We start from the raw sequence: 11,936 nt of genomic DNA on the forward strand, positions 1-11,936 counted from the left end.
CACCGCCGGGGCCGGGGAGCCGCCCGCGCACGCAGCACGTGGGGCCAGGGGTGGCCGCAGTTGAGGGCGGTCAGCGTGCCGTCCTCGGCGATCTGGAGGAGGAGCACGGTCACGAACTCCTCGGCGGCGGGCCCGGCCGCCCCCGCCCCGGCGGTGTGCTCGGCCGCGGCGCGGTCGCAGACGTGCCGGGCCAGGGCGCGCTCCATGCGGCGCAGCACTCCGGCCAGCGAGGGCTCGTCGTACGCGGCGTCCCGGAAGGCCCCGAGTACGACGGCGGCCGCGGCCGCCGAGGGCAGCCCGTGGCCCCGTACGTCGCCGATGACGACGCGGACGCCGTGCGGGGTGGGCGCGGCGCCGTAGAGGTCGCCGCCGATCGCGGCGCCGCGGGTCGCCGAGAGGTGGGCGCCGGCCAGGGCGAGGCCGTCGATCCGCGGGGGCAGGGGCCGCAGCAGCGCCCGCTGGGCGGCTTCGGCGGCCTCCTGGGAGCGGCGCAGGCGGGCGAGGAGGTCCCGGCGGACCCGGAGCGCGCAGCCGGCGGCCAGGAGCAGGAAGGCGGCGGTTCCGGCGAGGCTGTGCGCCCACCGGCCGGGGGCGGGCAGCTCCCGGTACGCCGTGGCGCCGCCCCCTGCGGGGACGCACGCCCGGCGCGGCTGGGGCATCTCCCCGCGCGTGATCATCCCTTGGGACTCCTGTGTCTGCCCGCTGTGGGCACCCGGCGCATCGATTGTCCCGGCCCGTCACGCGCGAGGACACGGGTCACCGGGGTTTGCACCCGAACGAGTGAGGGGCGCCTCCGTGGTGGAGACGCCCCTCACCGGGCGCGCCGGTCGGCGGCGCGGGCCGCGGTCGCTTACGCGCCGCGCAGCACCGCGCCGGTCCGCTCCGCCGCCAGCGCGACCGCCGCGTCGCGGGCCGCCGTGGACTCCTCGGCGGTCAGCGTGCGGTCGGCCGCCCGGAAGCGCAGCGCGTACGCCAGGGACTTCTTGCCCTCGCCGACCTGCTCGCCGGTGAAGACGTCGAACAGCCGCAGCGATTCGAGGAGTTCGCCCGCGCCCTTGCGCAGCGCCGCCTCGACGTCGGCCGCCGGGACGGACGCGTCGACGATCAGGGCGACGTCCTGCGTGGCCACCGGGAAGGACGAGATCCGCGGCGACTCCACGGGCGTGCCGCCGGCCGCCGCGAGGCGGTCGAGGTCGAGCTCCATGGCGCTGGTGCGGGCGGGCAGGCCGAGGGCCTTGACGACCCGCGGGTGCAGCTCGCCGGCGTGCCCGATGACCTGCTCGACCCCGTCGATGGTGACGACGAGCTCGGCGCAGCGGCCCGGGTGCCACGGGCCGTACTGGCCCTGCCGCACGACGAGGTCCGTACCGGCCTCGGCGGCCAGCAGGCGCGCGGCCTGGACGGCGTCCGCCCACTCGGCCGGGCGGCCCTTGCCCCACCAGCCGGCCTGCTCGCGCGCCCCGGCCAGCACGACCGCGGCGTACCGCGGCTGCGCGGGGAGCGCCGCGTCGAGCGTGGCGATCTCCTCGTCCGAGGGGCGGCGGTCGACGGGCAGCCGCACGGCGACGCCCGGCTTCTCACCGGCCCGGAAGACCAGGCCGGTCTCGAAGAGGGCCAGGTCGTGCGAGCCGCGGCTGTCGTTGCGGCGCAGCGCGCCCAGCAGGCCGGGCAGCAGCGTGGTGCGCAGCGCCGGCTCCTCGTCGGAGAGCGGGTTGACGAGGCGGACGACGTCCCGGGAGGCGTCGTGCGCGGGCAGCTGGAGCTGGTCGAAGACCTGCTCGCCGATGAACGGGTAGTTCAGCGCCTCGACGTAGCCGGCGCCGGCCAGGGCGCGGCCGACCCGGCGGTGCAGCTGCTGCCGGGCGGTCAGCCCGCGGCCGGAGGGCACCTGGGGCAGCGTGGAGGGCAGGTTGGCGTATCCCTCCAGCCGGATGACCTCCTCGGCGAGGTCGTTCGGCTCGGCGAGGTCGGGCCGCCACGAGGGGACGGTGACGACGAGCTCGTCCTGGCCGTGGACGTCGCAGCCGACCTCCTGGAGGCGGCGGACGACCGTCTCCCGGCCGTACGCGACGCCCGCCACCCGGTCCGGGTGGTCGGCGCGCATCGCGACGGTCCGCGGCGCGCCCGGCGCGGTCAGCTCGGTGACGCCCGCCTCCGCGGTGCCGCCGGCGAGCAGCACCAGCAGGTCGACGGTGCGCTGCGCGGCGGCCGAGGCGGCCTGCGGGTCGACGCCGCGCTCGAAGCGCTTGGAGGCCTCCGAGGACAGCCGGTGCCGGCGGGCCGTGCGCGAGATGGCGATCGGGTCGAAGTGCGCGGCCTCGATGACGACGTCGGTGGTGCCGGCGACCCGGCCGGTCTCCGGGTCGGCGACGGCGTCGGCGATCTCGGTGTTCGCGCCGCCCATGACGCCGGCGAGGCCGATCGGCCCGCTGTCGTCGGTGATCACGAGGTCCTCGGCGTCGAGGGTGCGCTTGACGCCGTCGAGCGTGGTGAGGACCTCGCCCTGCTCGGCGCGCCGGACGCCGATCGCGCCGTCGAGACGGGCGCGGTCGTAGGCGTGCAGGGGCTGGCCGAGCTCCAGCATGACGTAGTTGGTGACGTCCACGGCGAGGGAGATCGGGCGCATGCCGGCCTTCTGCAGGCGGCGCTTGAGCCAGATCGGGGACTTCGCCTCGGGGTCCAGGCCCGTGACGGTGCGCGCGGTGAAGCGGTCGCAACCGGCCGGGTCGGAGACCTTGACGAGGTAGCCGTAGGAGTTCGGGGCGGGCACGTCGAGGAGCGCCGGGTCGCGCAGCGGCAGGCCGTACGCGGTGGCGGTCTCGCGGGCGACGCCGCGCATCGACAGGCAGTAGCCGCGGTCCGGGGTGACGGCGATGTCGAGGACCTCGTCGCGCAGCTCCAGCAGCTCGATCGCGTCGGTGCCGGCCTCGTGCTCCGGCGGCAGCACGATGATGCCGTGCGTGCCGTCGTCGCCCATGCCGAGCTCGTCGCCGGAGCAGATCATGCCGCTGGAGGTCTTGCCGTAGGTCTTGCGCGAGGCGATCGCGAAGTCGCCGGGCAGGACGGCGCCGGGCAGGGCCACGACGACCTTGTCGCCGACGGCGAAGTTCCGGGCGCCGCAGACGATCTCCTGGGGCTCGCCGGTGCCGTTGGCGGTGCCGACGTCGACGGTGCAGAAGCGGATCGGCTTCTTGAACTCGGTCAGCTCCTCGATCGTCAGCACCTGGCCGACGACGAGGGGGCCGGTGAGGTCGGCGCCGAGCTGCTCGACGGTCTCGACCTCCAGACCGGCGTCGATGAGCTTGGCCTGCACGTCACGACCGGTTTCGCCCGCAGGCAGGTCGACGTACTCCCGCAGCCACGAAAGCGGGACCCGCATCAGATCTCCATCCCGAACGGCCGGGTGAACCGGACGTCACCCTCGACCATGTCTCGCATGTCTTCCACGTTGTGCCGGAACATCAGCATCCGCTCGATGCCGAAGCCGAAGGCGAAGCCGCTGTACTTCTCCGGGTCCACGCCGCAGGCGGTGAGCACCTTGGGGTTGACCATGCCGCAGCCGCCGAGCTCGATCCAGCCCTCGCTGGAGCAGGTGCGGCAGGGGCGGTCGGGGTTGCCCACCGACGCGCCGCGGCACACGTAGCACTGCATGTCCATCTCGGCGGACGGCTCGGTGAAGGGGAAGAAGTTCGGGCGCAGGCGCGTGGTGACGTCGTCCCCGAAGAGCGACTTGACCATGTGGTCGATGGTGCCCTTGAGGTCGGCCATGGTGAGGCCCTCGTCGACGGCGAGCAGCTCGACCTGGTGGAAGACCGGGGTGTGCGTCGCGTCGAGCTCGTCGGTGCGGTACACGCGGCCCGGGCAGACGATGTACACGGGCGGCTCGCGGCGCTCCAGGAGCGAGCGGGCCTGCACCGGCGAGGTGTGGGTGCGCAGGACGACACCGGACTCGTCGCCCTCGACGCCCTCGGGGCCGCGGACGAAGAAGGTGTCCTGCATCTGCCGCGCGGGGTGGTCGGGCGTGAAGTTGAGGGCGTCGAAGTTGAACCACTCCGCCTCGACCTCGGGGCCCTCGGCGACCTCGTAGCCCATGGCCGTGAAGATGTCCGCGATGCGGTCCATCAGCGTGGTCAGGGGGTGGCGGGCGCCGGCCGGCACGCGGTCGTAGGGCAGGGTGACGTCCACCGCCTCCTCGACCAGTACCCGCTCGTCGCGCTCGGCCTCCAGCTGGGCGAGGCGCTCCGCGAACGCCTTGTTCACCGCGCCGCGGGCCTGGCCCACGCGCTTGCCCGCCTCGGCCTTGGCCTGCGGGGGCAGCGCGCCGATCTCGCGGTTGGCGAGGGCGAGCGGCGAGGTGCCGCCGGCGTGGGCGGTCTTCGCGTGCGCGAGTTCGTCGAGGTCGCCGGCGGCCGCGAAGGCGGCGAGCGCCTCGTCCCGCATGCGCTCGATCTCTTCCGGTTTCAGTGCCTCGACCTCGACAGGGTCGTACGACTTGTTCGGTGCCGACATCTCTTCCCGTGCTTCCGATGGGCTGGCTGGAGGTCCCCGCTCGACGACGAGCTCGACACAAGGACGCAAAGGTGCCAAAGGACGAGTCTACGGGCCGCGGGGGGCGGAGGAGCCCGTGGGCCGCCTGGCGAGACGCTCCGCAGGATTACTGCGTGAGGTAGGCCGGCGCGCCGACGGGCAGGATAAATCGGAACTCGGCGCCGCCGCCGGGTCCGCGGCCGACGGTGATCGTGCCGCCGTGCGCCTCGACGATGCCCTTGACGATGTACAGGCCCAGGCCGGTGCCGCCGCGCTTGCTGCCCCGCCAGAAGCGGGTGAAGACGCGGCCCATCGACTCCTCGGGGATTCCGGGGCCCTCATCGGTCACGGTGACGGCGGTTCCCTTCTCGGTCTTGCCCGCTGCGTTCGTCAGGCTGGTCGGCGACACGTCGATGGTGACGGTTCCCTCGCCGTGGCGCACCGCATTTTCCAGCAGGTTGCCGAGGATCTGGTCGATCTTGTCGGGGTCGGCCCACAGGTCGGGCAGGGAGCGGCTGACGCGGACGAGGAACCGCTCGGGTGCCTGGCCGTTCGCGGTGAGCGCCTGGACGTGGCGGCCGACGGCGGTGGCGATGTCGACGGGCTGGCGGCGGACTTCGAGGCGGCCGGAGTCGATGCGGGAGATGTCGAGGAGCTCGGTGATCAGCCGGGTGACGCGGTTGGCGTCGGCGTCGACGGTCTCCAGCATGAGGCGCTTCTGGTCGTCGGTGAACCGCTCCCACTTGGCGAGGAGGGTCGCGGTGAAGCCTTTGACGGAGGTCAGCGGGGAGCGCAGCTCGTGGGCGACGGTGGCGATCAGCTCGGCGTGGCTGCGCTCGGTGCGGCGGCGGGCCTCGGTGCCGCGGAGGGTCACGACGAGGCGGCGGAGCGGGCCGGCGGGGTGGGAGCGGACGTAGCGGGCGGAGACGAGGACCTCGCGGCCGCCGGGCAGGAGGAGGTTGCGCTCCGGCTGGCCGCGGCGCGTGGCGAGTCCGCCGTAGGGGTCGGTCAGGGCCCACCAGCGGCGGCCGTCGAGGTCCTCCAGCGGCAGGGCCCGCTCGATGCGGGCGCCGAGGGCCTCGGCGGGGGCGAGGGCGGTGATGCGGGCGGCGGCGGAGTTGAAGCAGATCACCCGGCCCGTGTCGTCGGCGACGACGAGCCCGTCGGGCAGGTCGTCGGGGTCGATGCCGAGGGCGGCGGAGCCCGCCGGGTCGGCAGGCCCGGGTGCGGCGGCTCCCGGTCCGGGCGGGCCCGGGGGCTGTGCGGGAACGGTCGCCAGGGACGGCGCCCCCGCCGCGTCCGCGGCCCCTGGCGAGCTGTTCGTACCGACGGTCATGTCCCCGTACCCCACATCTCCGAGTAGCGCAGTGGGCCCCCCGGGCCGCCACATTACTAGCTGGGGGTCACGGAGCGGCACCCTCCGGACGCCCGCTGTGCACGGGCGGAGGCGTAGAGGCACACGGCGGCGGCCGTCGCGAGGTTCAGGCTCTCCGCTTTGCCGTGGATCGGGACGCGTACGACGGCGTCCGCGAGGGCGCGCGTCTCCTCGGGCAGGCCCCACGCCTCGTTGCCGAAGACCCAGGCGGACGGGCCTCCCATGGTGCCGGCGTCGAGCTCGGCGTCGAGATCGTGCTCGCCCGCCCCGTCGGCGGCGAGGATCCGCACGCCGGCCGCCCGCAGCCCGGAGACGGCCTGCTCGACGGGGACGCCGACGGCGACGGGGAGGTGGAAGAGGGAGCCGACGGAGGCCCGTACGGACTTGGGGTTGTACAGGTCGACGGAGGCGTCGGTCAGGATGACGGCGTCCGCCCCGGCGGCGTCGGCGCAGCGCAGGACGGTGCCGGCGTTGCCGGGGTCGCGGACGTGCGCCAGGACGGCGACGAGCCGGGGCCGGGCGCGCAGGATCTCCTCGAACGGCGAGTCGAGGAAGCGGCAGACCCCGACGAGCCCCTGCGGGGTGACGGTCTGCGAGACCTCGGCGAGGACCTCGTCGGAGGCGTGGTGGACGCGCGCACCGGAGGCCCGGGCCTCGGCGACGATCTCCGGGTAGCGCTCGGCGGCCTCGGCGGTGGCGAACAGCTCGGTCAGGGTCGGGCCGCCGGGGCCGCGGTGCCCGACGGCCTCGCGGACGGCCTGCGGCCCCTCGGCGAGGAAGCGGCGCTCCTTGGTGCGGAAGTTGCGCCGCGCGAGGCGCTTGGCGGCGGCCACAACGCACGGACCCGCAGGCACGGGGCCTGCGGGTCCGGGCTGAAGCCTGTCGAGGGCCTGCTGCGCGAAGCGTGTCGCTTAGGCGGCAGCGGCGGCCTTCGGGGCGTTCACGTCGGCCGGGAGCGCCTTCTGGGCGACCTCGACCAGCGCGGCGAACGCGTTGGCGTCGTTGACGGCCAGCTCCGCGAGGATCTTGCGGTCCACCTCGATGTTGGCGGCCTTCAGACCCTGGATGAGGCGGTTGTACGTCATGCCGTTCTGGCGGGCAGCGGCGTTGATGCGCTGGATCCACAGCTGACGGAAGTCGCCCTTGCGCTTCTTGCGGTCGTTGTAGTTGTAGACCAGCGAGTGGGTGACCTGCTCCTTGGCCTTGCGGTACAGGCGCGAACGCTGACCGCGGTAGCCCGAGGCCGCCTCGAGGATCGCCCGGCGCTTCTTGTGGGCGTTTACTGCCCGCTTGACGCGTGCCACTTCTTGACTCCTTGTAGCGGGGCCGCGGGTGTCTTCACACGGCCCGAAAGTTCGATGGGATCCCGGTCTCGGCGTCCCGCTCCCGGTGGGGGAGCGGCGACGTCAGATGCCGAGAAGCTTCTTGATCTTCGCGGCGTCGCCCGGGGCCATCTCGGCGTTGCCCGTGAGGCGACGCGTCAGCTTGGACGACTTGTGCTCGAGCAGGTGGCGCTTGCCGGCGCGCTCGCGGAGCACCTTGCCGGAGCCGGTGACCTTGAAGCGCTTCTTGGTACCGCTGTGCGTCTTGTTCTTCGGCATGGCGCCGTTATCTCCTCGTCGGTGGCGTTCCCACCGGTCCGGTACCGGACCGGCTTGCGGGAGCGTCATGTTGTGTCGGTGATCCGGGACCGGATGCCCCGGAGTCAGGCCTAGGCCTGCGCCTCGGGAGAGGCGTCGCCGGCTTCGGCGGAGGCGACCCCGGTGTCCCCTTCGGGCGCTTCCTTGGCGGCAGCGTCCGCGGCGGCACCCTGGCGCTCGGCCTTGCGGGCGGCCTGCGCCTCGCGGGCTTCGGCCATCGCCTCGGTCTTCTTCTTGTGCGGACCGAGAACCATGATCATGTTTCGGCCGTCCTGCTTCGGGTTCGACTCGACGAAACCGAGGTCCTGGACGTCCTCCGCCAGGCGCTGCAGCAGTCGGTAGCCGAGCTCCGGCCGGGACTGCTCGCGACCGCGGAACATGATCGTGATCTTGACCTTGTCGCCCTGCTTGAGGAACCGAACGACGTGACCCTTTTTGGTGTCGTAGTCGTGCGGGTCGATCTTCGGCCGGAGCTTCATCTCCTTGATGACCGTGTGCGCCTGGTTCTTGCGCGCCTCACGGGCCTTCATCGCCGACTCGTACTTGAACTTGCCGTAGTCCATGAGCTTGCAGACCGGCGGGCGTGCAGACGCTGCGACCTCGACCAGGTCCAGGTCGTACTCCTGCGCGAGTTCAAGCGCCTTCGCAAGCGGGACGATGCCCACCTGTTCGCCGCTGGGACCGACGAGTCGCACCTCAGGGACACGAATCCGATCGTTGATGCGGGGCTCGGTGCTGATGGATCCTCCTCGGTAGCACCACACGGCTGTCAGGTCAGACAGCCGCTGACGTCTTGTGTCACGGGGACCAACCGCGGCCGGGCACGAAAAATGCCCCACCGTTCACAGGCAGGGGCTCCAAAACAACCGGAGCACCGCCGGGCGTGAACCGCGGGGCGCAGCATCGGACGGCTTTCCATCATCCGTACGGAACGATGGATGCCGCCTGACCGGTGACCCGCCGCCCCGGAAGGCGGTCGGGTGGGAGAACGGAGCCTCCACTTGTGGGCCGGGGACACAGGTCTCCGGCCGGTCGTCAGTCCAATATAGCAGTCCGCGCCGGGCGCGCTCGCCAGGAGCCGCGGCGGGCGCCTGCCCGGCCCGGCTTATCGTGGGGGCATGACTGACGCGACCCCCACCCCCGCCACCGCGGCCGACCCGGCCCCCGACTACGACGCCATGACGCGCGACATCGCGGACGTGCCCGCCGTCGAGGTGATCACCACGGTGGCCGTGCACCTGCTGAGCGCCGCGGCGGTCAACCTGGGCCTCGACAAGCCGGACTCCGAGCACAAGGACCTCGACGAGGCCCGCAAGCTGATCACCGCCCTCGCCGGCCTGGTCACCGCCAGCGCCACCGAGATCAGCTCCTTCCACGCCGCCCCGCTGCGCGACGGCCTGAAGTCCCTCCAGCTCGCCTTCCGCGAGGCGTCCGTCGTCCCGGACGAGCCGGGCCAGGGGCCGGGCGAGAAGTTCACGGGCCCGGTCTTCGGCTGACGGGCCGGGCACACGGCAACGAAGCAGAGGGCCGGGGCGGCAGCGCCCCGGCCCTCTCGCGTACGCGCCCGCGGGCGCCCGGGGCCGGCGCCCCGGCGGGCGGCCGCCGGGGCTGCGTGTCAGCGGGTGAAGAGGGGCTCGCCCGGCGGGGCCGGCGCCGACTCGGGCAGCAGCGCCAGGTCCAGCCCGCGCACCAGCCGGGCCCGCAGCGTCACGTCCGCCGCGAGCGCCCCGGCCACGCTCCTCGCCGCGGCCGCGGGCTGCGCGCCGGCGGCCAGCACGATCGCCAGCGTGCCGTCCGCGTCGGGCCCGCCGGGCCCGAGGTGCGCCCGCAGCACCGCGGGCTCCGCGGCCACCGCGGCCCGTACGGCCTCGTGCACGGCCGGATCGGTCAGCGGATCGGTGTCGGTGCGGCCCTCGGCGAGCGCGAGCAGCGCCCGGCCGGTGAGCTCGTACGCGACGGGGCCGGCCATGTCGAGGACGACCGTGTCGGCCTTCTCGTGCGCGGCGGCCGCCAGCGCCTGGTGGAGCGGGACCGCGACCGGGCGGGCCGCAGGGTCCCACAGCGCGAGCGAGGCGGTGGAGGTGAAGGCGGGCAGCGCGCGCCGGTTCCCCGCCTGGAGGGTGGGGACGGCCATGTCGCTGGTCTTCTCCCGCTTGAGCCCGGTCTCCGGGTCGGTCTCGACCTCGCCGAGGACCGCGACCACCGGGACCAGGAGCCGGGTGCCCTTGAGCGCGGCCAGCACCTCCGGCTCCCTCGACCGGTCCTCGGACCAGGCGGCGAGCGCCGCGCTCAGCCGGGGATCGGCGGAGCCGTCGTCGTCGGAGTAGCCGGGGTCGGGGATGTTCTTGTTCGCCACAGTTACCCGACCCTATCCCCCGCGCCGCCGCTTCCGCGCGGCGGCCGGGCGGCGCGGCCGGACGGGCGCCGGGCCAGCACGGCCGCCAGCACCAGCAGCACCAGGCCCGTGCCCGCCGCCGCGGGCAGCACCGGCCCGGCGGCGGCCGCGTCCGCAGGGGCCGGCACCGGGCCCGGCCCGAAGTACGCGCTGCCCGCAGCGGCGGGCCGGGGCACCGCGGGCTCGGGCCGCAGCGCCTCCGCGGCCTGGAGGGCGGCGGCCGGATCGACCAGCCCGTGCCCGCGCGCGTCGTCCCGGCCGCCCGCGGGGGCGTCGGCGGCGGTGTCCTCCAGCAGCCTCTTGATCTGCGCCGGCGACAGCTCGGGGTGGGCCGCCCGGACGAGCGCCACCGCCCCGGAGACGAACGCGGCGGCCGCACTCGTCCCCCAGCCCTCGTAGTAGGCGCGGTCGGGGTCGGCGATGACGATGTCCACGCCGGGCGCGCAGACGCTGGCGTACCAGCTGCGCGTGGAGAACGGCGCCTTCCGGCCGCGGCGGTCGACCGCCGCGACGGCGATCACCCCCGGGTAGGCGGCCGGATAGGACGCGTGGTCGCCCTCGCGGCCGCCGTTGCCGGCGGAGGCGACCACGACGACGCCCTTCGCCAGCGCGTACTGCACCGCCTCGTCCTCGGCGGCCTCGTGGTGCGCGGAGTCGCTGTCGTCGCCGAGCGACAGGTTGATCACGTCCGCCCCGTGGTCGGCGGCCCACCGGATCCCCTCGGCGAGCGCCCCGCCCTTGCTCTCCCGCGCCTTGGCCCGGCCCGGATCACCCTCCTCCAGGATCACGCGGACCGGCAGGATCCGCGCCTGCGGCGCCACCCCGAGGACACCGGCCCGGCGGTGCCGGCCGTGGCCGTGCCCGGCGATGATCCCCGCCATGGCGGTCCCGTGCCGCGCCCAGGCCCGGTCGCCGGGGCCCGCGCCCATGCCGACCAGGTCGGCGCCTTCGAGGACCTGCCCGGCCAGGTCCGGGTGGCCGGCGTCCACACCCGTGTCGAGGACGGCGACGGTGACCCCGCCGCCCTGCGTGGTCCCCCACGCCTCCTCGGCGCGCAGTGCCGTCAGCCCCCACTGCCGGTCCCGTACGGCATCGGTGTCCGCGGCGGCGGGCGCGGCTGGCACCCCGACGGCCAGGACGGCGCCGATGGCCAGGGCCGCGCCGGCCCTGCCCCGCCTCACCGCGCGGTCCCGGCCGGAACGGCGAGCGAGCGCAGCCCGCCCCGCACCAACTCCCCGACGGCCTTCGCCTCGTGGCCGAGCCCGGACTGCGCGACGGCCCCGGAGGCGCCGGCGCGCACGGCCTCCTCGGCCGGGACGGGCGCGTCGAGGACGCGGCCGTCGGCGAACGCGGCGACGGTGTAGACGACGACGGGCCCCTCCGGCAGGACGGACGCGGTCCAGGCGGCGCGCCGCTCGTCGGCGAACCCGAACCCGGGCGGCGCGCCGAGCCGCCCCTGCAGCCCGGCCATCGCGGACGCCTCGCCGGGGGTGAACACCATGCCGACGGCGACGAGGGAACTGCGGGTGGCGTCGGTGTACGAGGCCCGCAGCACGCGCGTGCACCCGGTCCCGGCGAACGCCGCCTGCCACTCGGCGGCCAGCGCGGCCGCGCAGTCCGCGTCGGGGGCGACGGCCACGCGGGTCCAGGTCCGGTCGGCCCCTCCGGGCCCGGCACCCGGCCCGGCGAGCACGGGCGGGAAGAGAGCGTCCACGGGAGCGTCCCGCCACAGCGACTCGGCCAGCGTGTACGACATCACCCCGGCGAAACCGGGCCGCGCCAGCACCCGCTCCAACAGCGCCCGACACCGCACCGACTTGCTCGCCACCCGCACCGGCTTGCCGCCGGCGCGGCGCACGAGATCGTCGGCGTTGGCATCGAACGCATCGAGATCGACGATGGCCAGAGGCGCGTCGAGATGCGCGGTGGCCCGGTCGTACCGAGCCCGATCGAGACCGGGGGTAGGAGTCATGGGCGGCAGCTTGCCACGGGGGGATAC

General features: G+C 74.7%; 11 protein-coding genes and 1 pseudogene. 1 reads left to right on the top strand and 11 read right to left on the bottom strand.

From position 1 onward, the window contains the following. From EF903_RS18700 to infC, 8 genes are all read right to left on the bottom strand, one after another. A partial coding sequence (locus EF903_RS18700) for a PP2C family protein-serine/threonine phosphatase (RefSeq protein WP_148142536.1) occupies nucleotides 1–677 on the bottom strand: 677 nt, incomplete at its 3' end. A gap of 173 nt (nucleotides 678–850) precedes the next feature. Next, nucleotides 851–3,379, bottom strand: coding sequence for a phenylalanine--tRNA ligase subunit beta (gene pheT, locus EF903_RS18705; protein WP_125544653.1), 2,529 nt, complete (start codon nucleotides 3,377–3,379; stop codon nucleotides 851–853). Further along, a complete protein-coding gene (pheS, locus tag EF903_RS18710; RefSeq protein ID WP_114056845.1) occupies nucleotides 3,379–4,509 on the bottom strand; it encodes a phenylalanine--tRNA ligase subunit alpha in 1,131 nt (376 codons plus the stop codon). Before pheS ends, pheT begins: the two co-directional genes overlap by 1 nt. A gap of 145 nt (nucleotides 4,510–4,654) precedes the next feature. Next, a complete protein-coding gene (locus EF903_RS18715; RefSeq protein ID WP_125544655.1) occupies nucleotides 4,655–5,863 on the bottom strand; it encodes an ATP-binding protein in 1,209 nt (402 codons plus the stop codon). A gap of 56 nt (nucleotides 5,864–5,919) precedes the next feature. Next, nucleotides 5,920–6,735, bottom strand: coding sequence for an RNA methyltransferase (locus tag EF903_RS18720; protein ID WP_260615573.1), 816 nt, complete (start codon nucleotides 6,733–6,735; stop codon nucleotides 5,920–5,922). 78 nt (nucleotides 6,736–6,813) lie between these two features. Further along, nucleotides 6,814–7,206 (bottom strand): 50S ribosomal protein L20, encoded by a 393-nt coding sequence (gene rplT / locus EF903_RS18725; RefSeq protein ID WP_114056848.1) that lies wholly within the window; start codon nucleotides 7,204–7,206, stop codon nucleotides 6,814–6,816. A gap of 102 nt (nucleotides 7,207–7,308) precedes the next feature. Beyond that, nucleotides 7,309–7,503, bottom strand: coding sequence for a 50S ribosomal protein L35 (gene rpmI, locus EF903_RS18730; protein ID WP_114056849.1), 195 nt, complete (start codon nucleotides 7,501–7,503; stop codon nucleotides 7,309–7,311). A 110-nt stretch (nucleotides 7,504–7,613) separates the two neighbouring features. After that, nucleotides 7,614–8,306: a translation initiation factor IF-3 gene (gene infC / locus EF903_RS18735; RefSeq protein ID WP_114056850.1), complete on the bottom strand. Its 693-nt coding sequence runs from the start codon at nucleotides 8,304–8,306 to the stop codon at nucleotides 7,614–7,616. A 354-nt stretch (nucleotides 8,307–8,660) separates the two neighbouring features. On the opposite strand from infC, the gene EF903_RS18745 reads away from it, so the two are divergent. Beyond that, a complete protein-coding gene (locus EF903_RS18745) occupies nucleotides 8,661–9,038 on the top strand; it encodes a DUF1844 domain-containing protein (protein ID WP_114056851.1) in 378 nt (125 codons plus the stop codon). A gap of 119 nt (nucleotides 9,039–9,157) precedes the next feature. Here the strand turns inward: EF903_RS18745 and EF903_RS18750 are convergent, their stop codons facing one another. The 3 genes and pseudogenes from EF903_RS18750 to EF903_RS18760 form a co-directional block, all read right to left on the bottom strand. Further along, on the bottom strand, nucleotides 9,158–9,898 hold the full coding sequence (locus EF903_RS18750) for an SseB family protein (protein ID WP_125544659.1): 741 nt from the start codon (nucleotides 9,896–9,898) through the stop codon (nucleotides 9,158–9,160). 2 nt (nucleotides 9,899–9,900) lie between these two features. Then, complete coding sequence (gene mycP, locus EF903_RS18755) at nucleotides 9,901–11,118, bottom strand: type VII secretion-associated serine protease mycosin (protein ID WP_125544661.1); 1,218 nt, start codon at nucleotides 11,116–11,118, stop codon at nucleotides 9,901–9,903. Beyond that, a pseudogene (locus EF903_RS18760) lies at nucleotides 11,115–11,936 on the bottom strand (hypothetical protein); the annotation flags it as partial. The gene mycP and the pseudogene EF903_RS18760, both read right to left, overlap by 4 nt.

Source organism: Streptomyces sp. WAC05292 (assembly GCF_003949955.1).
GTDB lineage: Bacteria > Actinomycetota > Actinomycetes > Streptomycetales > Streptomycetaceae > Streptomyces > Streptomyces globosus.